Annotated in this window: 16 protein-coding genes and 1 pseudogene; 6 read left to right on the top strand and 11 right to left on the bottom strand. The window is 72.9% G+C overall.

Features of this window, described 5'->3' with window-relative positions; all coding sequences use genetic code 11:
* Positions 1–16 precede the first annotated feature (16 nt).
* From E4198_RS18480 to E4198_RS18470, 3 genes are read right to left on the bottom strand one after another with little or no spacing between them, the layout of a single operon-like run.
* A complete protein-coding gene (locus E4198_RS18480) occupies positions 17–829 on the bottom strand; it encodes a DNA-formamidopyrimidine glycosylase family protein (RefSeq protein WP_136184144.1) in 813 nt (270 codons plus the stop codon).
* Positions 830–848: 19 nt separating this feature from the next.
* A complete protein-coding gene (locus E4198_RS18475) occupies positions 849–1340 on the bottom strand; it encodes a ribose-5-phosphate isomerase (RefSeq protein ID WP_136184143.1) in 492 nt (163 codons plus the stop codon).
* A 47-nt stretch (positions 1341–1387) separates the two neighbouring features.
* Positions 1388–1996, bottom strand: coding sequence for a biotin transporter BioY (locus E4198_RS18470; RefSeq protein WP_136184142.1), 609 nt, complete (start codon positions 1994–1996; stop codon positions 1388–1390).
* A gap of 274 nt (positions 1997–2270) precedes the next feature.
* Here E4198_RS18470 and E4198_RS18465 point away from each other — a divergent pair, with 274 nt between their 5' ends.
* A complete protein-coding gene (locus tag E4198_RS18465) occupies positions 2271–3833 on the top strand; it encodes an amino acid permease (RefSeq protein WP_136184141.1) in 1563 nt (520 codons plus the stop codon).
* A gap of 129 nt (positions 3834–3962) precedes the next feature.
* Positions 3963–4604: a superoxide dismutase gene (locus tag E4198_RS18460; RefSeq protein ID WP_136184140.1), complete on the top strand. Its 642-nt coding sequence runs from the start codon at positions 3963–3965 to the stop codon at positions 4602–4604.
* 145 nt (positions 4605–4749) lie between these two features.
* Here E4198_RS18460 and E4198_RS18455 read toward each other — a convergent pair whose 3' ends face one another.
* Positions 4750–5379, bottom strand: a complete 630-nt coding sequence (locus E4198_RS18455) for a DsbA family protein (protein ID WP_136184139.1) — start codon at positions 5377–5379, stop codon at positions 4750–4752.
* A 167-nt stretch (positions 5380–5546) separates the two neighbouring features.
* On the opposite strand from E4198_RS18455, the gene pepN (E4198_RS18450) reads away from it, so the two are divergent.
* Both pepN (E4198_RS18450) and E4198_RS18445 read left to right on the top strand, forming a co-directional pair.
* The gene (pepN, locus tag E4198_RS18450) at positions 5547–8150 is read left to right on the top strand and encodes an aminopeptidase N (protein ID WP_136184138.1); all 2604 of its coding nucleotides are present in this window, start codon (positions 5547–5549) and stop codon (positions 8148–8150) included.
* A gap of 209 nt (positions 8151–8359) precedes the next feature.
* Positions 8360–9466, top strand: a complete 1107-nt coding sequence (locus E4198_RS18445) for a hypothetical protein (RefSeq protein ID WP_168711467.1) — start codon at positions 8360–8362, stop codon at positions 9464–9466.
* A gap of 28 nt (positions 9467–9494) precedes the next feature.
* On the opposite strand, the gene E4198_RS18440 is transcribed toward E4198_RS18445, so the two are convergent.
* Together E4198_RS18440 and E4198_RS18435 are read right to left on the bottom strand one after the other, a co-directional pair.
* The gene (locus E4198_RS18440) at positions 9495–10661 is read right to left on the bottom strand and encodes a serine hydrolase domain-containing protein (protein WP_136184136.1); all 1167 of its coding nucleotides are present in this window, start codon (positions 10659–10661) and stop codon (positions 9495–9497) included.
* Positions 10662–10779: 118 nt separating this feature from the next.
* Complete coding sequence (locus E4198_RS18435) at positions 10780–12462, bottom strand: TIGR03767 family metallophosphoesterase (RefSeq protein ID WP_136184135.1); 1683 nt, start codon at positions 12460–12462, stop codon at positions 10780–10782.
* Between the two features lie 309 nt (positions 12463–12771).
* Here E4198_RS18435 and pepN (E4198_RS18430) point away from each other — a divergent pair, with 309 nt between their 5' ends.
* Positions 12772–15363 (top strand): aminopeptidase N, encoded by a 2592-nt coding sequence (pepN, locus tag E4198_RS18430; protein ID WP_136184134.1) that lies wholly within the window; start codon positions 12772–12774, stop codon positions 15361–15363.
* A gap of 279 nt (positions 15364–15642) precedes the next feature.
* Entirely contained in the window at positions 15643–15993 is a 351-nt protein-coding gene (locus E4198_RS18425; RefSeq protein ID WP_136184133.1) for a VOC family protein, read from the top strand.
* A 134-nt stretch (positions 15994–16127) separates the two neighbouring features.
* Here the strand turns inward: E4198_RS18425 and E4198_RS18420 are convergent.
* The 5 genes and pseudogenes from E4198_RS18420 to E4198_RS18395 form a co-directional block, all read right to left on the bottom strand.
* Positions 16128–16473, bottom strand: a pseudogene (locus E4198_RS18420) (PIN domain-containing protein).
* Positions 16474–16755: 282 nt separating this feature from the next.
* Complete coding sequence (locus tag E4198_RS18410) at positions 16756–17004, bottom strand: hypothetical protein (RefSeq protein WP_136184132.1); 249 nt, start codon at positions 17002–17004, stop codon at positions 16756–16758.
* Between the two features lie 47 nt (positions 17005–17051).
* Positions 17052–17852: a DUF427 domain-containing protein gene (locus E4198_RS18405; protein WP_136184131.1), complete on the bottom strand. Its 801-nt coding sequence runs from the start codon at positions 17850–17852 to the stop codon at positions 17052–17054.
* Between the two features lie 46 nt (positions 17853–17898).
* Positions 17899–20085 carry a 4-alpha-glucanotransferase gene (malQ, locus tag E4198_RS18400; protein WP_136184130.1) on the bottom strand — a complete coding sequence of 729 codons (2187 nt, stop codon included), beginning with the start codon at positions 20083–20085 and terminating at the stop codon, positions 17899–17901.
* Positions 20085–20345: a hypothetical protein gene (locus E4198_RS18395; protein ID WP_136185470.1), complete on the bottom strand. Its 261-nt coding sequence runs from the start codon at positions 20343–20345 to the stop codon at positions 20085–20087. The genes malQ and E4198_RS18395 overlap by 1 nt, the downstream gene beginning before the upstream one ends.
* Between the last annotated feature and the right edge of the window lie 241 nt (positions 20346–20586).

The following is a 20586-nucleotide window of genomic DNA, read 5'->3' as shown; positions in this document are numbered from 1 at the left end:
GCCACGCCGGCGCGGTTCAGCGCTGCTGGCAGCCGGGGCACCAGAAGAGGTTGCGGGCGGCGAGTTCGGCGGTGCGGATCTCCCCGCCGCACACGTGGCAGGGCTGCGAGGCGCGCCGGTAGACGTACACCTCGCCGCCGTGGTCGTCGACGCGCGGCGGTCGTCCCATGGCCTCCGGCGTGTGCTGCGGCCGCACGGTGTCGATGCGGCCCAGCCGGACGCCCTCGCGCATCAGGGCGACCAGGTCGGCCCAGACGGCGTCCCATTCCGGCCGGGTCAGGTCGCGGCCCGCCCGGTAGGGGTCGATGCCGTTCCGGAAGAGGACCTCGGCGCGGTAGACGTTGCCGACACCGGCGACGACCTTCTGGTCCATGAGCAGGGCGGCGACGCTGCTGCGGCTGCGCGCGATGCGGGACCGGGCGCGTTCAGGGTCGGCGTCCTCGCGGAGCGGGTCGGGGCCGAGGCGTGCGGCAACGGACCGCGCCTCGTCGGCGGTGACAAGGGCGCAGCGGGTGGGCCCGCGCAGGTCGGCGTACCCGGCGGGGGTGGCGAGCCGCAGCCGGACCTGCCCCACGGGCGCCGGCGCGGGTCCGGTGCCGAAGCGGAACGTGCCGTAGAGGCCGAGGTGCACGTGCACCCGGGCGTCGTCCCCGTCGAACGCGACGAACAGGTGCTTGCCGTGCGCCTCGGCGCCGGTGAGGGTACGGCCGTCCAGCAGGGCGGCGCCGTCGGCGAACCGGCCCTGGGGGCTGGCGGCATGCACGGCGTGGCCGCCGAAGCGGTCGCGGAGTTCACCGGCCAGGCGGTGCAGGGTGTGTCCCTCGGGCATGGTCTTCCCCGCCGGATGGTCAGTCGTCCTGCTGGGGGTGGTGGGCGGGGATCGGCGGAAGGGTGCCGGTGACCTCGTAGGTGGACAGCATGTCGATGCGGCGGATGTGCCGTTCGTCGCCGGAGAACGGGGTGCCGAGGAAGGTCTCGACGAACGCCACGGCGTCCTCGGTGCTGTGCATGCGGGCGCCGACGCTGACCATGTTGGCGTTGTTGTGCTCGCGGGCCAGCGCGGCGGTCTCCTGGCTCCATGCCAGGGCGCAACGGACGCCCCTGACCTTGTTGGCCGCCATCTGCTCGCCGTTGCCGGAGCCGCCGATGACGATGCCCAGAGCCTCGCTGTCGGCGGCGGTGCGCTCAGCGGCGCGGAGGCAGAAGGGCGGGTAGTCGTCCTGGGCATCGTGGAGGTGCGGGCCGCAGTCGACGGGCTCGTGGCCCGCGGACTTCAGCCAGTCGACGAGATGGTTCTTGAGTTCGTAGCCGGCGTGGTCGGAGCCGAGGTAGACGCGCATGCCGCGCAGTCTAATGAGGGCTCGGCCCCGGCCGTGTGCCGGTCCCGTCAGTCGCGGCGGCCGGTGAGCTTCCACGCCGTCGGCAGGGCGCCCATGGCGAGGGCCGCCTTGAGGGCGTCGCCGACGAGGAACGGCACCAGCCCGGCGGCCATCGCCTCGGTCGCCGTCATACCGGTCGCCAGGGCGAGGTAGGGCACACCGACGGCGTAGATGATCGCGGTGCCCGCGGCCATCGTGCCCACGGTGCGGAGCGGGCTGCGGTCGCCGCCCCTGCGGGCCAGGGCGCCGACGACGGTCGCGGCGAGCAGCATCCCGAGGATGTAGCCGAAGGAGGGCATGCCGAAGCCGGCGGCTCCCTCGGAGAACCACGGCACGCCGGCCACGCCCGCGACGGCGTACAGGCCGAGGGAGAGGAAGCCGCGGCGGGCGCCGAGTGCGGTGCCGACGAGGAGCGCGGCGAAGGTCTGCCCGGTGACCGGCACCGGCGAGCCGGGCACCGGCACGGAGAGTTGCGCGGCCAGTCCGGTCAGCACCGCGCCGCCGAGGACGAGCGCGGCGTCGCGCACCCGGGCGCGGCCGGCGCTCGTGGCGGGGAGCGCGTCGGCGAGGACGGCGCCGGGGCGGGTGGCGGTGGCGGGGCTGGACAGCACGGACATGCTTCACTCCGGTACCTGGTTGCTACACGCGGACGGACCGACGCTAGCCGACCTGCGCGGTGCTTCCGGCCGTCGAACGGCGTGACGTTGGCGACACCGCGCGCACAGGTGCCTTGGAGGTCCGCTGGTCAGCGGCGTGACGGCGGGGTGTCCGGATGCTGGAACGCCATGGTCGACTATTGATGTTTCTCCGGGGCCTGTCGACACTGGGCCGTCGGAACGATCAGTTCCGCAGTCCATCCGCCCGGCAGCTCCAAGGAACGGCACCTCCTTCATGACCGCAACGGAAAAGTCGACGCCCCCGACCGGGGCCGACGACGCGGCTCACTCCCCCACGCACCTCTCGCACGGCCTCAAGCAGCGCCACCTGTCGATGATCGCCCTCGGCGGCGTCATCGGCGCCGGCCTGTTCGTCGGTTCCGGCACCGCCATCGCCGCGGCCGGCCCGGCCGCGATCCTCGCCTACGCGGCCTCCGGCCTGCTGGTGATGCTCGTCATGCGGATGCTGGGCGAGATGTCGGCCGCACACCCCTCTTCCGGGTCCTTCTCCACGCACGCCGAACGGGCGATCGGTCCGTGGGCGGGCTTCACCGTGGGCTGGATCTTCTGGTTCCTGCTCTGCGTCGTCGTCGCCATCGAGGCCATCGGCGCGGCCGCGATCATGACGGGATGGTTCCCGGGCACCGAGTCGTGGATGTGGGTCGCCCTCTTCATGGTGCTCTTCACCGGCTCGAACCTCACCGCGGTCAAGAACTTCGGCGAGTACGAGTTCTGGTTCGCGCTGCTGAAGGTGCTGGCCATCGTCGGCTTCCTGGTGCTGGGCGTGCTGGCCGTGCTCGGTCTGCTGCCGGGCACCCAGTCGCCGGGCGGCAGCTTCCTCTTCGGTGAGGGCGGCTTCTTCCCGAACGGCTCGGAGGGCCTGATCCTGGGCCTGCTGGCCTCCGTGTTCGCCTACGGCGGTCTGGAGACCGTCACCATCGCGGCCGCCGAGTCGGAGAACCCGGTCCGCGGCGTCGCGAAGGCCGTGCGCACCGCGATGTGGCGCATCGCGATCTTCTACGTCGGCTCGGTCGCCGTCATCGTCACGCTGGTGCCGTGGAACTCCGAGGCGGTCGCCGACGGCCCGTACGCGGCCGCGCTGGACTCCCTGAACGTGCCCGCCGCGGGCACGGTGATGGACGTGGTCGTGTTGATCGCGCTGCTGTCCGCGATGAACGCCAACATCTACGGCGCCTCCCGCATGTCGTACTCCCTGGCCACCCGAGGCCAGGGCATGGCCTTCCTGGGCAAGGCCTCGGGCGGTGTGCCGCGCCGCACGGTGCTGGCCTCGTCGGTGTTCGGCTTCTTCGCCGTGCTGCTGAGCTTCTGGTGGCCGGACACGGTCTTCACCTGGCTGCTGAACATGATCGGCGCGGCCGTCCTCGTCGTCTGGGGCTTCGTCGCGGTCTCCCAGATCCGCAGCCGTCGCCGGCTCGAGCGTGAGGCGCCGGAGAAGCTGGTCGTCCGCATGTGGGCGTTCCCCGTGCTGACCTACGTGGCCCTGGCCGCGATGCTCGCGGTGTTCGTGCTGATGGCCCGCGAGGAGGGCACCCGCACCCAGCTGTACTTCACCGGCGGTCTGACCGCCGCGCTGGTCGTCGCGGGCCTGATCCGGCAGAAGCTGCTGGGCGGGTCGGCGTCCGTGTCGCCGGCCGGGCCGCGTTCCGCGGCTCCGGCTTCGGTCGCTCCGGACGCCCCCCTCGCCAAGACGGAGGCGAAGGCGGACGCCGAAGCGCAGAAGGACGCCGCCGAGCAGGACGCGTCCGAGAAGGAGACCGCGGCGGCCCGTAAGAGCTGACCAGCGCGTTTCCCCGGCAGCGGAGCGGCCCCTTCACTCGGAGGGGTCGCTCCGCTGCGTTGCGCCCTCTTGCTGATAGCTTTCTGTTGCAAGAGACTTGCAACAAGCCTGGGAGGGAAAGAAGAAGGCATGGCGACCTACTCACTGCCGGAACTGCCGTACGACTACGCGTCGCTGGAGCCGGTCATCAGCGGCGAGATCATCGAGCTGCACCACGACAAGCACCACGCGGCGTACGTGAAGGGGGCGAACGACACCCTCGAACAGCTCGAGGAGGCCCGCGACAAGGACCAGTGGAGCACGGTCAACGGCCTGGAGAAGAACCTGGCCTTCCACCTGTCCGGCCACATCCTGCACAGCATCTACTGGCAGAACATGACCGGCGACGGCGGTGGCGAGCCGCTGGAGAAGGACGGCACGGGCGAGCTCGCGGACGGCATCGCCGAGTCGTTCGGCTCCTTCGCCCGCTTCAAGGCCCACCTGTCCAAGGCCGCCGCGACCACGCAGGGTTCGGGCTGGGGCGTGCTGGCGTACGAGCCGGTGAGTGAGCGCCTCGTCGTCGAGCAGGTCTACGACCACCAGGGCAACGTCGGCCAGGGATCGGTGCCGATCCTGGTCTTCGACGCCTGGGAGCACGCCTTCTACCTGCAGTACCGCAACCAGAAGGTCGACTTCGTCGAGGCGATGTGGCGCGTCGTGAACTGGCAGGACGTCGCCGCCCGCTACACCGCCGCGAAGCAGCGCGCGAACACGCTGCTGCTGGCGCCGTAACCGGCGCCCCCGGGACTCCCGCTCCTCGTGATCGTCTTCTCACCTATCACCGGGCACGGCGGGAGAACGGAAAAGGGGGCGGCCCCGGTGTGGATGTGACACACCGGAGCCGCCCCTCTGCGCGTGCAGGCTACGCGAGCCGTGCTCAGTCGAAGCGCGGGGGCTCGTCGCGGGTGCGCTTGATCTCGTAGAAGCCGGGCGTGGAGGCGACCATCAGGGTGCCGTCCCACAGCCTTGCGGCCGCCTCGCCCTTGGGGGCCGGGGTGACGACCGGGCCGAAGAACGCGATCCGTTCACCGGCCGCCCCCGGCACCGCGATCACCGGGGTACCGACCTCCTGGCCGACCAGGTCGATGCCCTCCGCGTGGGAGGCGCGCAGCTGCGTGTCGTACTTGTCGGAGTCCGCGGCATCGGCGAGGGCGGCGGGCAGGCCGACCTCCTCCAGGGCCGCCTCGACCGTCGCACGGTCCTTCTCCAGGGCCTGGTTGTGGAAGCGGGTGCCCAGCGCGGCGTAGAGCCCGCCGAGCACCTCGGGGCCGTGCTCCTGCTCGGCGGCGATGCAGACGCGGGCCGGCCCCCAGGCGGTCTTCATCAGTTCCCGGTACTTCTCCGGCAGGTCGTCCAGCTTGTCCTCGTTCAGCACCGCGAGACTCATCACGTGCCAGCGGACCCGCACCTCCCGCACCTTCTCGACCTCGATCATCCAGCGGGAGGTCAGCCATGCCCAGGGGCACAGCGGATCGAACCAGAAGTCGGCGGTCGTCTTCTCGGGCATGCCGGTGGCCTCCTCGCCATTCGGTGGTGCGGTGGGTCTACCGTTCCGCCCGGGGGAACGTACCGGCGGCCGAGGGCATTCCCCGCTGCGGGGGCGGAAAAGGGCATGCGATGATCCCACGGTGTCCGGTGTTCGATGTTCGGTATGCGAGACGAGGGAGTCACGACGTGCCCGGTGAGAATCTGACCCGCGAGGAGGCCGGGCGGCGTGCGGAGCTGCTCGCAGTGGACGGATACGAGGTGGCGCTCGACCTGCGCTCCGCACGGGAGGCGACCCCGGCGAACGGCGTACGCACCTTCCGCTCCACCACCACGATCCGCTTCCGCTGCACCGAGCCCGGCGCGTCCACGTTCGTGGACCTGATCGCCCCCGAGCTGCACTCGGCGACACTCAACGGGCGCTCGCTCAACCCGGACACCTCCTTCGACGGCGCCCGCCTCACCCTGGACGGCCTGGCCGCGGACAACGAGCTGGTGGTCGACGCGCACTGCGCGTACAGCCGGACCGGCGAGGGGCTGCACCACTTCCTCGACCCGGAGGACGGCGAGGTCTACCTCTACACCCAGTACGAGCCGGCCGACGCCCGGCGCGTGTTCGCCAACTTCGAGCAGCCCGACCTCAAGGCGCCCTTCGACTTCGTCGTCACCGCGCCCGCGTCCTGGACAGTGCTGAGCAACGGCGTACAGACCGGTGAGGCCGAGCCGCTGGACGACGGCGCCTCCTCGGTGCGGCGCTTCGCCCGCACCCAGCCCATCTCGACGTACATCACGGCCGTCGTCGCGGGCCCGTACCACCACGTCACGGACGTCTACCGGCGCCGGTTCGACGACGGCACGGAGCTGGAGATCCCGCTCGGCGCGCTGTGCCGCAAGGGCCTCGCCCGGCACTTCGACGCGGACGACATCTTCACGATCACCCAGCAGGGCCTGGACTTCTTCCACGACCACTTCGACTTCCCCTACCCCTTCGGGAAGTACGACCAGGCGTTCGTCCCGGAGTACAACCTGGGCGCGATGGAGAATCCCGGCTGCGTCACCTTCCGCGAGGAGTTCGTCTTCCGCGGCAAGGTCACCCAGGCGTCGTACGAGGGCCGGGCGAACGTCATCCTGCACGAGATGGCGCACATGTGGTTCGGCGACCTCGTCACCATGGAGTGGTGGGACGACCTGTGGCTCAAGGAGTCGTTCGCCGACTTCATGGGCTCGCTGTCGATGGTCGAGGCCACCCGCTTCTCCGACGGCTGGATCACCTTCGCCAACCGCCGCAAGTCGTGGGCGTACCGCGCCGACCAGCTCCCCTCCACGCACCCGATCACCGCGGACATCCGCGACCTCGAGGACGCCAAGCTCAACTTCGACGGCATCACCTACGCCAAGGGCGCCTCGGTGCTCAAGCAGCTCGTCGCCTACGCGGGCCGGGACGCGTTCCTGGAGGGCGCACGGCGCTACTTCAAGCGGCACGCCTGGGGCAACACCCGCCTGCACGACCTGCTCTCCGTGCTGGAGGAGACCTCAGGACGCGACATGGGCGAGTGGGCGAAGGCGTGGCTGCAGACCGCCGGCGTCAACTCGCTGACCCCCGAGGCCACGTACTACGCCGACGGCCGGCTCGCGGAACTCGCCGTCGTGCAGGACGCGCCGGAGGACCACCCGGTACTGCGCCCGCACCGTGTCGCCGTCGGCCTCTACCGGCTCGACGAGAGCGGGGCACTGACCCGCTACGCCCGCACGGAGGCCGACGTCACCGGCATGCGCACCGAGATCGCGGAGCTGGCCGGGGCCGAGCGTCCGGACCTGATCCTGCTCAACGACGAGGACCTGACGTACTGCAAGGTCCGCTTCGACGACGCCTCGCTGGCCACGCTCCGCGAACACCTCGGCGCGATCACCGACCCCCTCGCGCGGGCGCTGTGCTGGTCCGCGCTGTGGAACATGACGCGAGACGCGCTGATGCCCGCCCACGCCTTCCTCGGCATGGTCCTGCGGTTCGCGGGCGACGAGACCGACATCGGCGTCCTCCAGATGCTGCACGCCTGGTCGCGCACCGCGCTGGTGCACTACAGCGCCGCCCGGCGGCGTGCGGAGAGCGGCCGTGCGCTGGCCGAGGGCGCCCTGCGCCTGCTGCGCGCCGCCGAGCCGGGCAGCGGCCACCAGCTCGCCTGGGCCCGGTTCTTCGCCGGACTGGCCGAGTCCGAGGACGACCTCCGGCTGCTGGAGGGCCTCCTCGCCGGGACCGAGCGCATCCCCGGACTGGACGTCGACCAGGAGTTGCGCTGGACGCTCCTGGAGCCGCTGGCCGTGCACGGCCGGGCGGACGCCGCCGTCCTCGGCGCCGAACTGGACCGCGACAACACCGCGTCCGGCAAGCGGCACCAGGTGCGGCTGCTCGCCGCCCGCCCCTCGGCGGAGGTCAAGGAGCAGGCGTGGGACGCGGTCGTGGCGACCGACCGGCTCTCCAACGCGCTGGTCGAGGCGACCATCGCGGGCTTCCACCAGCCGGAGCAGCGCGAGCTGACCGCGCCGTACGCGGCCCGGTACTTCGCGGCGCTGGAGGAGGTGTGGGAGTCGCGGTCGATCGAGATCGGCATGTCGCTCGTGCGCGGCCTCTACCCGTCGCTCCAGGCGGAGCAGGCGACGCTGGACGCGACCGACGCGTGGCTGGCCTCGCACGAGGACGCGGCACCCGCACTCCGCCGCCTCGTGCTGGAGGCCCGCGACGACCTCGCCCGCGCCCTCCGCGGCCGCGCATGCGACGAGACGGGCACCGCGTAGACCGGACGCCGGGCCGCGCCGCTCTCCGCGGAGCGCGGAGGCGCTGAGCGTTCCCGGCCCGGAGGTACGCCGCAGGGCGGGGTACCTCCGGGCGCCGGAACGCCTGAACGATACTCGAACATGCGTACTTTAGTGCAGCCTTGTCCGGCTTTGTCGACGACCGCGTAACAGCGGTTATCCCGGCCCGCCCGTGCGGGAATCGCACGATCATGACGTACGACATCCCCCTCACTCCCCGCCCCTTCCACGAGCTCAACCGGCTCGACCGGCTCGGCCACTCCGGCTCGCACGCCGACGGCCCGGCCGGCGGGTCGCCCGCCCGCGTGCTCACCGCCTCGATGCTGCGGGCGCACGGTGTCGGCGCGGCGGAGGCGAGCGAGCACTGCAGGCCGGGCGGCCCGTGGCGGATGCTGCTCCCCGGCGTCTTCCTGCTTCACCCCGGCCCGCCCACCAGCGAGGACCGGCTGCACGCCGCGCTGCTCCACACCCTCCGCCGGCAGACCATCCCCACCCAGAGCGGCCACGGCCCGGCGGTCCGCACCACCCCGCACGGCATCGACGCGATGATCACCGGGCCCGCCGCCCTCGCGCTGCGCGGCTTCACCTCCGCGCGCCCCCTGCCCGCGCTGGACCGCATCGACGTGCTGGTGCCCGCCACCCGGCGACTGCGTTCGGCCGGCTTCGCCCGCGTCGTGCGCGGGGGCGACCTGCCGGAGCCCGAGCAGATCGCCGGACTTCCCGTCGCCCCCGTCGAACGCGCCCTCGCCGATACCGTCGCCGACCTCGACGACGCGGAGACGGTCGGCAGGCTGCTGACCGAGGCCGTGCGGGACGGCCACTGCGAGGCCCAGACGCTCATGCGGGAGCTGGAGGCCGCACGCCTGCTGACCGCCCCGCACGTCGCGGACGCCGTCGACCGGATCGTCGCGGAGGGGCGTACGGTCGCCGAGGCGCGCCTCTACGACCTGGTGCGCACGCAGGGCGTGCCGGACCCGTGCTGGAACGTGGACCTGCGGCTGCCCGGCGGCCCGCACCTGGGCGGCGTGGACGCCTACTGGCCGGACGAGGCGGTGGCGCTGTCCATCGACGCCCGCACCCACCGGCACATCCCCGGGGACGAGGGCGGTACGGAAGGGCTCTGGGACGCGTATGCCCAGCAGCGCGAGTCGCTGGAACGGCTCGGCATCACGGTCGTGCACCTCACGCCGCGTGCGCTGCGCGAGGCGCCCGAGTTGCAGGCTGCGGTGGTGCGGACAGCCCTGATGGCCGCCGAGGACCGTGAACCCGCCGCGTACGTACTGGTGTTGCCGCGCTGAGGGGTCCGCTACCGAGGCGCCGGATCCGTCAGGACCCGTCGGCGCAGAACTCGGCCTCCAGCAGGGCACCGGTGCCGTGCGGCGCCCAGTCGGCGTTGAGATTGAACGCCGTCGCGTGGCCGCCGTCCCGTGTGGCGGCGACGGTCGACAGCGAGCCGTGGATGTCGCCGGCGTGTCCCCACACCGTGGTGCCGCAGGGCAGTTCGCGGGCGCGGATGCCGAGCCCGTACCGGTCGGACCGCCCCTGGAGGGAGCCGCTCGTCGGGACGGTGTCGGTCATCTGGGCGAGCTGTTCGGCCGGCAGCAACCGTCCGCCGAGCAGCGCCCGGAAGAAGGTCAGGAGGTCTCCGGCGGTGGAGATCATCTCGCCGGACGCGCCGGCCACCGACGGGTCGAGCGCCGTCACGTCGCGCACCGGTCGCCCCCGGCCCTCGTCCGGGCGTCCCCGGTAGAACGTGGAGTACGCCCTTCCGTGCGGCCGGGGCAGCGTGGCGGCCGTGCCGGGCAGGGTGGTGTGCCGCAGTCCGAGAGGGACCAGCACCCGCTGCTCGATCTGCCGCGCGTAGCTGCTGCCGGTGACGGCCTCGACGACCATCCCGGCGAGCACGTAGTTGGTGTTGCTGTACGCCCACCGGGCGCCGGGGCGGAACGCCGGCGGGTACCGCATCGCGATCCGGACCAGCTCGCGGGCGGTCCGGGTGTCGAAGCGGTGGTCCAGGAACCGGTCGCCGAGGTACCGGTCGCGGAACGCCGGGTCGTGCGTGAAGTCGTGAATGCCGCTGGTGTGGTTGAGCAGCCGGCGCACCGTCACCCGGCGGCCGTCGTTGCCGTGGCCGCGGACGACGCCGGGCAGGTGGACGGCGACCGGGTCGTCCAGGTCCAGGCGTCCCTCCGCCTCCAGCTGGAGCAGCACGGTGGCGACGAAGGTCTTGGTGATGCTGCCGATCCGGAACCGGTCGGCGGGACGGCGCTCTCGTCCCGTGGTGCGGTCGGCCACGCCTGCCGCGTCGTGCCACACCTCGCCGTCGTCCTCGGCGCGCGCGAGCACGCCGGGCACGCGCTCCCGTTCGACGAGGTCCGCCATGGCCTCCCGGGTGGGGGCGTGCCGGAGATCGGCGGCGGTGGAGGAGTGCACGGAGACCACGACCACGGCGGCGGCGGCCAGCACGAGGGCGACGGCGGTGCGGAGGGACATCGGCGCCGACGTTAGACGATCTTGCGCGTCCCGCCGCCGTCGCACGCGGTCCGTGCCCGGTATCCGCACACCTTCGTCACGCCCGTCACCCTCGTCGCGCACGGGGGTGGCGTCCGGGTCAGGTCCGGGGCAGCAGCAGCTCCGTGTTGCGGTCCCCCGGCTCCCCGGCCAGCGTCGTACGGCGCCCCGGCGCGTTGAACGCCAGCTCCCGGTAGAGGGAGGCGAGGCCGCTCCGGCTCAGGTCGCCGTACTCGACGCCGTGCGGGGCCGCGGACTCGATCAGCGTGGTGAACAGCGACAGGGTGCCGTCCCCGTTGTCGGTCAGCTCGATCGTCCGTGCGAGCTGCGGGAAGTCGACGTGCGAGGCGGTGGAGACCTCCCAGAAGGTGCCGTGCGGGGTGATCTCGTTGCGGTGGCTGTGGCCGTTGACCCAGGCCACGACCTGCGGGTTGCGGCGCAGCAGCGCGACCAGTTCGTCCCCGCCCTCGGGCGTCGTGCGGGAGGTGTGGTGGCTGAAGACCAGCACCCGGTCGTCGCGGTGCTCCCGCAACGTCCGCCCCAGCCAGCGCAGTTGCGTGCGGTCGACGGCGCCGGTGTAGTGGCCGCCGCGCCGGGTGGTGTCGAGGCTGACGCCCAGCACACCGTCGGCGATGCGGAAGCTGTAGTAGAGCCGGTCCTCGGCGAGGTTCGCCTCGCTGTAACCGTGCCCGGCCGGTCCGGGACCGGTGAAGCGCGGGTCCAGGTGGGCACGGACGTAGTCGGCCGGTGTGTACGGCGCCCGGCGCGGGTCGGGCGTGACGGTGCGCATGTCCCGGGCGTGGGCGCGCAGCAGTTCCTTGAACAGCTCGCCGTCCGGGTCCAGCCCTTCACGGATGCGCCGGTGCAGCTCCGCCGCCTGATCCGGCGGCAGGGAGAAGAGCTTCCGGTCGCCGACGGCGAACTCGGTGAGGAAGTCGTCGCCGTTCGCGTAGCAGCCGCCGGGCAGCACGTCGTGGTTGCCCACGGTGCCGTACCAGGGGACGGCGAGGCCGGGGCTGCGCACCGGGCGGCGGACGGCCTCCAGATAGCCGTCCAGGCGCGGGAAGCCGAGGTCCTTGTACCCATCGCGCCGCCCGGACTCCGGGTGCCAGTACACCGGAAGTCCGCTGTCCTGCACGCCCTCGTAGCCCGCCGGGTCGCCGGTGTCCGGGGTGACGCGACCGCCGCTCATGGCGGTGAGGAACCACTCCAGTTCGGCGGTGCAGTTGTTGTCGGTGTTGTCGCCGGTGGTCATCACGAAGTCGAGCGGGGCGCCCGTCGCCGGGCCGCCGTCCAGCGCGTTGACCTGCTCGATCAGGGAGACCACTCCCGCGACGGAGAGCGCCTCCTGCGGGCGCCAGCCCTTGGTCCCGGCGAAGCGGAGGTACTCGCTGCGCAGCGGATGCTGCACGTCGACCACGTGCAGGTCGGTCAGCTGCACGCACGACGCCAGCACCGTGCGCCGTTCCGCGCGGGTACGGCGGGCCGCGGCGAGGTCCTCGCGGACGACGCGGCCCCAGCCCGGGCCCGCGGCGAGCCGCCGGTAGGTGCCCGTGCCCTGCGGGGCGGCCGCGGTGGCCAGGGTGGAGGGCGCCGGTGCCGACGGTGCTGCGGCGGCGGGCCGGGCGGGGCGCGCCTGCGGCGGGACGGCGGGCGAACCGTTCGCCGTCCCGCCGCCCGCGCCGAGGGCGGTGCCCAGGCCGGCGGCGACACCGGTGGCGCCGAGCGCGGCGAGCAGGGTACGGCGGTCGGTGCCGGGGCGGTGCGGCCGTGTGCGGGTCATGCGGTCTCTCCCGGGGTCGCAGTACGGAGGAGCGCCGGTCGAGGCGCTGGTCAGGGGCCGCCGGAGGGTCCCCTGCGGATGCTGCTCAGCGGGAGTGGCGGCCGCCTGAACGGGCCCGGAACGCCCGACGCCGATCGCACGGCATGGATCACCGCCGCGCCGGGCGCGGGCCAGGCCGCGCGGCCCGCCCCGCGCCCGGCGTCCCGGCCGGGAAGCCCTCCGGCCAGAGACTGCGGGAGATATGAACGGCATGCGGTCTTCGCCGCATGGAAGGATGGCGGGACCGTTGACGAAGAGGGAGTGACCGAAGTGCCTGGGACGAACCTGACCCGCGCCGAAGCGCAGGAGCGGGCGCGGCTGCTGACCGTGGACGCGTACGAGATCGAGCTCGACCTGAGCGGCGCCCAGCAGGGCGGGACCTTCCGGTCGGAGACCACCGTGCGGTTCGACGCCGCCGAAGCGGGCGGCACCTTCATCGACCTCGTCGCGCCGACCGTGCACGAGGTCGTGCTGAACGGGACCGCCCTGGATCCCGCGAAGGTCTTCGCGGACTCCCGGATCGCCCTGGAGGGCGTGACCCCCGGCCGCAACGAGCTGCGGGTGGTGGCCGACTGCGCGTACACCAACACCGGTGAGGGCCTGCACCGTTTCGTCGACCCGGTCGACGAACAGGCCTACCTCTACACCCAGTTCGAGGTGCCGGACGCGCGGCGGGTCTTCGCCTCCTTCGAGCAGCCCGACCTGAAGGCCGTCTTCTCCTTCACGGTCACCGCTCCGGAAGGCTGGACGGTGATCTCCAACTCACCGACGCCGAAGCCGGAGGGCGAAGCCGGCACCGTGTGGCGCTTCGAGCCGACGCCGCGCATCTCCTCGTACATCACCGCGCTGATCGTCGGCCCTTACCACGCGGTGCACAGCACCTGGGAGGGCGACGGGCGGAGCGTGCCGCTGGGCCTCTACTGCCGGCCGTCGCTGGCCGAACACCTGGACGCGGACGCGATCTTCGAAGTCACCCGGCAGGGCTTCGACTGGTTCCAGGAGCAGTTCGACCACCCCTACCCCTTCGCGAAGTACGACCAGCTGTTCGTCCCGGAGTTCAACGCGGGCGCGATGGAGAACGCGGGCGCGGTGACCATCCGCGACCAGTACGTCTTCCGTTCCAAGGTGACGGACGCCGCGTACGAGGTGCGGGCGGAGACGATCCTGCACGAGCTGGCGCACATGTGGTTCGGCGACCTGGTCACCATGGAGTGGTGGAACGACCTGTGGCTGAACGAGTCGTTCGCCACCTACACCTCCGTCGCCTGCCTCGCGCACGCGCCCGGCAGCCGCTGGCCGCACGCCTGGACCTCGTTCGCCAATCAGATGAAGACCTGGGCGTACCGGCAGGACCAGCTCCCGTCCACGCACCCGATCATGGCCGAGATCCGCGACCTGGACGACGTGCTGGTCAACTTCGACGGGATCACGTACGCCAAGGGCGCCTCGGTGCTCAAGCAGCTCGTCGCCTACGTCGGGCGGGACGAGTTCTTCCGCGGCGTGCAGGCGTACTTCAAGCGCCACGCGTGGGGCAACACCCGGCTCACCGACCTGCTGACCGCTCTGGAGGAGACCTCCGGGCGCGACCTGAAGGCGTGGTCGAAGGCGTGGCTGGAGACCGCGGGCATCAACATCCTCCGCCCGGTGATCGACGTGGACGGGGCGGGGAACATCACCTCCTTCGCCGTCCGCCAGGAGGCGCCGGCCCTGCCCGAGGGCGCCACCGGTGAGCCGACGCTGCGGCCGCACCGCATCGCCGTCGGCCTCTACGACCTGGAGTCCACCGGCGACGGCGAGCGCCTGGTGCGCACCGACCGGATCGAGCTGGACGTCACCGGCGAGCTGACGCAGGTCGCCGAGCTGACCGGCCGGCCGCGTCCTGCGGTCGTACTGCTCAACGACGACGACCTCTCGTACGCCAAGGTCCGCCTCGACGACGAGTCGCTGGCCACCGTCACCCGGCACCTCGCCTCGTTCACCGAGTCCCTGCCGCGCGCGCTGTGCTGGTCGGCGGCCTGGGACATGACGCGGGACGGCGAGCTGGCCACCCGCGACTACCTGGAGCTGGTGCTGTCCGGCATCGGCCGGGAGTCCGACATCGGCGTGGTGCAGTCGCTGCACCGCCAGCTCAAGCTCGCCCTCGACCTGTACGCCGCCCCCGAGTGGCGCGAGGCCGGGCTGCGGCGCTGGGCGAACGCCGCCCTGGAGCACCTGCGGGCTGCCGACGCCGGCAGCGACCACCAGCTCGCGTGGGCGCGTGCGCTGGCCTCCGTCGCCCGCACCGACGAGCAGCTCGACCTGCTGGCAGGCCTGCTCGACGGCACCGCCTCCGTGGACGGCCTGGCGGTCGACACCGAGCTGCGCTGGACGCTGCTCCAGCGGCTCGCGGCCATGGGCCGCGCCGACGAGGCGGCAATCGAGGCGGAGCTGCGCCGCGACGCCACCTCGGCGGGCGAGCAGCACGCCGCCACCGCCCGCGCCGCACTGCCCACCCCGGAGGCCAAGGCCGCCGCGTGGGCCTCGGTCGTCGAGTCGGACACGCTGCCGAACGCGGTGCAGGAGGCCGTGATCTCCGGCTTCGTCCAGACCGACCAGCGCGAGCTGCTGGAGCCGTACGCGGAGAAGTACTTCACCTCGCTCAAGGGCGTGTGGGAATCGCGCAGCCACGAGATGGCCCAGCAGATCGCCATCGGCCTCTACCCGACGGTGCAGGTCTCCCCCACCACGCTGGAGGCAACGGACCGCTGGCTCGCCGACGCGGCCCCGACGGCGGCGCTGCGCCGCCTGGTCACGGAATCCCGCGCGGGGGTCTCCCGCGCCCTCGGCGCGCAGTCCGCCGACGCGGCCGCCGCGCCCCGCTGACGGTCCCGTCCCACCCGCCCGCCCCCGGCCGCTTCCCGCGGCCGGGGGCGAGTGGAGGGCCCACTCGCGGCACACCTGACTCAGCGCGAGCAGGGGACCCGTCGGCGAGGCAGCTGTCTGTCCGCCGCGACGGGCTGACATCTGCGCAGCGGGCCTGTGACCGCGCGGCCCGTCGTCATGCCCTGCAGGCCGAATCCGCTGCCCGCGATGAGATTGCGGCGGGAGAATCGTCTCTCTGTGTACCGGCCCGCCCACGCCCCAGGGAAGGAAGCACCCGCCATGCACGTCTCCCACGTCCTCGCGGTCGCCCCGGTACGCGACGTCGAGACCTCCGTGCTCTGGTACGAGCGCCTGATCGGCAGGCCCGCCGACACCCGGCCGATGCCGAGCCTGGCCGACTGGCACCTCACCCCCGACGGGTGGGTGCAGGTCTTCGAGTCCCCGGAGCACGCCGGATCGACCCTGCTCAATCTGACGGTCGCCGACCTGGACGAGGCCCTGGCGGAGCTCGCCGCGCGGGGCCTCGCCGCAGGGCCCGTGCAGTCGGGTGGCGGTGGAACGGTGCGCTTCGCCGCGCTGCACGACCCCGACGGCAACCGCATCACGCTCCTCGAGAACCCGGTCGCGTGAGCCAGACCCGTGGTCTCGCAGCGCGCCGCTCCCCTCGGCGGCGGCAGAGCGCGCGGGACACCCGAGCCAGGGTGTCGGGTCCGAAAACCCGGTGCCGTTCCGTCGACCGCAACCCACAGGTGGCGACGGCGACGTCAGTCGGCTGTGCCGCGCGGGACCACCCAGCGCGTGGGCTGACCGGTGACGACCGCGAACATGTCGTAGTCGCCGTCGTAGTGGAGGACGACGGCGCCGTGGCGTTCGGCTGTCGCGGCGATCACCAGGTCCGGGAGGGACACGGCTCGACGGTTCCCGGTGTCGATCAGCCGCTGCCGCACGTCGAGGACCCGGTCCCACGCTTCGTCGGGAGTGGGAAGCCAGTTCCACAGCGCCGCAGACGGCCAGGAGTCCGGCGTCGTGGAGGGGTCGGATCACGGCGCGGACTGCCGGCTCTCCCCAGCGGGCGAAGGCCGACTTGCCGATGAGGTGACGCTCGGTCACGCTGCCGGGTGCTCCGCCCCTGCGTCGTCCTCACCGGGCTCGATGGGACCGGTGAGATCGGGGAGGAGGCCTGCGTCGAGCCGGTCGAAGAACGCCTGGCGCTTGCGACGATTCACCACATCTGCCAGACGGCGTTCACCGTGCCGAGTATTCCGGCGGCTTCGGCGAGCAGCCTGTCGTCGATGTCGATGACTGTGCGGGACACGCGCACCACCCCGTTCGATATCGCCCTCTCGCGAAAACGATGTCAGAACGGGGTGCGTCGGGGTCGTCGCGCCGGTGTCAGTCCTGGGGAGACTGCTTGGCGGGCCGGTCGCCGACCATGACCAGGGCGGCGATGACCAGGAAGAGCGCGACGGGGGCGACGACGAAGAGGCCCAGGGTCTCGATGATGCTCAGGCCGGGGCCCGGGTCGTCGCCGTCGTCGCGGACGAGGGCGAAGGCGGGGGAGGTCAGCAGAGCCGTGAGGGCCGCGGTCCCGGCGGTGAGGGTGCCGGCGCGCAGGGCCTTCGTCTTAGCATTCGTCTTCACGCTTCGAAGGTAACCAATGCCCCGGCACGGCGCGCGACCGGGGTCACTCATCCCGCCACCTCGCCGTCGACGCGGGTCTCGACGCCCTCGCCGTGGAAGCAGAGGTGGTCCGCGACGCGGACCGCGTCCTGGAGCGGTTCCGGGTACCAGAACGCCGTGTCGGGCAGGGAGAGAGGGCCGACGCGGAGCGAGCGGTAGGAGGCGCGGCCCTTGTACGGGCAGACCGTGTGCGTCGCGCTCGGCTCGAGGTGGTCCACGCGGACGTCACGCCGCGGCACGTAGTAGCGGTTGGGCAGGCCCGTCTCGGACAGCAGCATCGCGTGCCGGGTGGCAGCGATCTCCACCCCTCCCGCGACGACCCGCACGTCGCGGGAGGTGGGGCGGACGTCGACGCGGTGGTAGGGGTCGCGGAGGTGGCCGTGGATCTCCTCGTCCTCGTCGAACCAGGCGTCCATGCGGGCGAAGTAGGGAGCGACCAGCCCGGCGAGCCAGCGGGCCTCGGGCAGCGGGTCGGGGTAGTGCCACAAGGCGTTCTCGGCGGTGCGGTCCCCTGCCGCCAGCGAGAAGTAGCGCGCGTCGCCCTTGAACGGGCAGTGCGTGCGGTGGTCGGTCGCGGTCAGCAGGCTGTCGTCGACGTCCTCACGGGGCACGTACAACTGCGGCGGAAGGCCGGTCTCGTGCAGCAGGGCGCCGCGCACGCTGTCCAGGACCGTACGGCCGCCGAAGTGGGCGCGGACGCGGCGGGGAAAGGGGTGCTGGAAGAGGCGGTGGGCGGGGCCGTCGACGCGGTAGTTGACGGTGTCGGGAGACCGCCGCGCCAGCGGCCCGCCGGGGAGGGTGAGCGACATGCGTTCGGTTCCTCGCGTTCTGTTCGGGCTGTTGCTGTCGGGCCGGTCACCGGGCGAGGGCGGCGCGCAGGTCCGCGAAGAGGGCGTGCACCCGCGGAGTGGCGGCGAGGGTCTCCAGCGAGACGGGTCTGCCGTCCGCGTCGGAGACCGGGAGCCGCCAGTTCGGGTACGCGTCGCAGGTGCCGGGCACGTTCTGCGGACGGTGGTCGCCGACGGTGTCGGGCAGCCACACGCCGACCATACGGGCGGGGGTGCGGGCGAGGAAACGGTGGGCCGCGAGCAGCGCGGCGTCCGGAGCGTCGGCGTCCGGGAGGCCGGCTTCGCGGGGACCGTCGTCGGGGCCGTGCTCGGGGAGCAGCCCAAGCGCGCGGAAGCATGCCAACCAGCCCTCCGTCTCCGCGGCATCGGCGTGCTCCGCGTCGCCGAGCAGACCGCCGAGCAGGCCGAGGCCGTGCCGGAGGGCGACGTGTCCGCCACTCAGACGGGAAGCGGTGGGCGGCAGGTCGTGGGTGGTGACGGTCGCCAGGCAGTCCGCGCGCCACGCCTCCGGCGGCAGGGGCGGCGGCGCGTGGTCCGCGTCGTCCTCCTCCGTCTCGCGCGCGTGCGTCGCACCCGCGCCCGCCCCGCGTTCGTCCGCGGCGGCCCAGTCGCGTTCGAACCACAGCACCGAAGTGCCGAGGATGCCGCGGGAAGCCAGCTCCTCCCGTACGCCGTCCTCGACCGTGCCGAGGTCCTCGCCGATCACCGCGGCACCGGCCCGGTGGGCCTCCAGAGCGAGGGCGCCGAGCATGGCCTCGGCGTCGTACCGCACGTAGGCGCCCTCGGTGGGCGGCCTCCCCTCCGGCACCCACCAGAGCCGGAAGTGGCCCATGACGTGGTCCATCCGCACGGCGCCCGCGTGCCGCAGCAGGCCGGCGACGACCTCGCGGTAGGGGCCGTACCCGGAATCGGCGAGGGCGTCGGGCCGCCAGGGCGGCAGGCCCCAGTCCTGGCCGTGGGCGTTGAACGCGTCGGGCGGGGCGCCGATCGACATGCCGCGCGCGAAGGCGTGCTGCTGCGACCAGGTGTCCGCACCATGCGGGTGGACGCCGATCGCGAGGTCGTGCACCAGGCCGACGGCCATCCCGGCGTCCCGTGCGGCGCGCTGGGCGTGGGCGAGCTGGGTGTCGGTGAGCCAGGCGAGCCAGCGGTGGAGGTCGACGCGGTCGCGGTGCTCGGCGCGGGCCTGCACGGTGCGAGCGGAACGAGGGTCGTCGAGGCCGGCGGGCCAAGCGCGCCAGTCGGGGCCGTGCAGTTCGGCGAGCGCGCACCAGGTGGCGTGGTCCTCCAGCGCGCGGCCCTGCGCGGCGAGGAAGTCGTCGTACGCGGCGCGGCGGCCGGGGCCGAGCGGCACCTGCCGCATCAGGCGGAGGGCTTCCAGCTTGAGGTCCCAGGAGGCGTCGCGGTCGAGGAACGCGCCCTTGTCGAGGACGGCTTCGCGGAGGGCGGCGGCGCGGGCTAGGAGGGTGCCGGCGCGGTCCCGGGCGGAGCCGTCCAGCTGGGCGAACTCGGGCACGGCCTCCACGCGCAGGTGCACGGGGTCGGGGAAGCGGCGGGAGGAGGGCCGGTACGGGGAGGGGTCGGTGGGCGCGCAGGGGACGGCGGCGTGCAGGGGGCCGAGCTGGAGGAAGCCGGCGCCGAGGGTGCGTCCGGCCCAGGAGGCGAGGTCGGCGAGGTCGCCGAGATCTCCGATGCCCCAGGAACGGGCGGAGAGCAGTGCGGGGAGGAGGGTGAGCAGGCCGACGTGGCGTCCGCCGGCGCCGGAGGGGCCGGAGCAGCCGGCGGGGGCCGGGACCCGGTCCGGCACGACGAGGAGGGTGGCGTGGGCCGCCCGGCCGTCTGGGGCCTGTGCGCGCAGGGTGTGGACGCCGAGGGGGAGAACGGTGCCGCGCCCCCAGTCCAGCGACCGCCCGGTGTCGGTGTCGACGCGTAACGCCGTGCCGTCGGGCAGGTCGGGGAGGCTGCCGCCTCCGGACGGGGTGCGCAGCACCACGGTGGGCGGGAGCAGGCGGCGTGCTTCCTGCTCGTGGAGTGCGAGGGCCTCGCGTACGGCTCGGGGCGTGGTGGCGTCGACGCCGAGTGCCGCCAGTACGGCGACGACGGTGTCCTCGGACACGTCGACCACGGTGCCCGGCGCGGGCTCGTAGGACGTGGCGACGCCGTGCGCCGCCGCGAGCCGCGCGAGGCGCTCCATCAGATGTCCGTGGACTCCGCGCCGAAGCCGGTGCCGGTGGGCTCGCTGGTGAGCGGCAGTTCGGCGGCGATGGGGAGCTCGCTGGTCAGCGGTGCGACGTCGGCGAGCGGCGGTTCACTGGTGAGCGGCGCCTCGGGGTAGCCGCTGGAGCACGAGCCGTCCAGGCCGGAGTCGATGTCGGACACACCGGCCGGTTCTACCGACTCGTGCACCTGTTTGGGAATCAGGACGGTCATCAGGGCTTCGGCGGACGCGGCCACGGCGGGCCTCCCGTTCATGGATGTCGATGGTCAAGTGCGCGCTTACCCAGCCTGCGGGAGGACAGACGTGTTCCGCGAAGGAACGTGTCCCACCTCACGTGGCTCGCTCCGCCGATTTGCCGGTGGGGCACCCGGCAGAGCGAAGGAGTATCGGACATTCTGGGCATCGCGCTCCACATTTTACGCCATGCCACCGGGTGTGATCACTCGGCGACGGTGTGTCACCGGGCGTGGCGTCCGT

The sequence above is a fragment of the Streptomyces sp. RKND-216 genome, from assembly GCF_004795255.1.
GTDB lineage: Bacteria > Actinomycetota > Actinomycetes > Streptomycetales > Streptomycetaceae > Streptomyces > Streptomyces hazeniae.
The sequence above is the reverse complement of the archived record's forward strand: the minus strand, read 5'-3'. Positions and strand labels throughout refer to the sequence as shown.

What these genes read in the sequence shown, in the direction of transcription:
- E4198_RS18480 (WP_136184144.1), bottom strand. Translation starts at nt 829, where the DNA reads ATGCCCGAGGGACACACCCTGCACCGCCTGGCCGGTGAACTCCGCGAC.
- E4198_RS18475 (WP_136184143.1), bottom strand. Translation starts at nt 1,340, where the DNA reads ATGCGCGTCTACCTCGGCTCCGACCACGCCGGCTACGAACTCAAGAAC.
- E4198_RS18470 (WP_136184142.1), bottom strand. Translation starts at nt 1,996, where the DNA reads ATGTCCGTGCTGTCCAGCCCCGCCACCGCCACCCGCCCCGGCGCCGTC.
- E4198_RS18465 (WP_136184141.1), top strand. Translation starts at nt 2,271, where the DNA reads ATGACCGCAACGGAAAAGTCGACGCCCCCGACCGGGGCCGACGACGCG.
- E4198_RS18460 (WP_136184140.1), top strand. Translation starts at nt 3,963, where the DNA reads ATGGCGACCTACTCACTGCCGGAACTGCCGTACGACTACGCGTCGCTG.
- E4198_RS18455 (WP_136184139.1), bottom strand. Translation starts at nt 5,379, where the DNA reads ATGCCCGAGAAGACGACCGCCGACTTCTGGTTCGATCCGCTGTGCCCC.
- E4198_RS18445 (WP_168711467.1), top strand. Translation starts at nt 8,360, where the DNA reads ATGACGTACGACATCCCCCTCACTCCCCGCCCCTTCCACGAGCTCAAC.
- E4198_RS18440 (WP_136184136.1), bottom strand. Translation starts at nt 10,661, where the DNA reads ATGTCCCTCCGCACCGCCGTCGCCCTCGTGCTGGCCGCCGCCGCCGTG.
- E4198_RS18435 (WP_136184135.1), bottom strand. Translation starts at nt 12,462, where the DNA reads ATGACCCGCACACGGCCGCACCGCCCCGGCACCGACCGCCGTACCCTG.
- E4198_RS18425 (WP_136184133.1), top strand. Translation starts at nt 15,643, where the DNA reads ATGCACGTCTCCCACGTCCTCGCGGTCGCCCCGGTACGCGACGTCGAG.
- E4198_RS18405 (WP_136184131.1), bottom strand. Translation starts at nt 17,852, where the DNA reads ATGTCGCTCACCCTCCCCGGCGGGCCGCTGGCGCGGCGGTCTCCCGAC.
- malQ (WP_136184130.1), bottom strand. Translation starts at nt 20,085, where the DNA reads ATGGAGCGCCTCGCGCGGCTCGCGGCGGCGCACGGCGTCGCCACGTCC.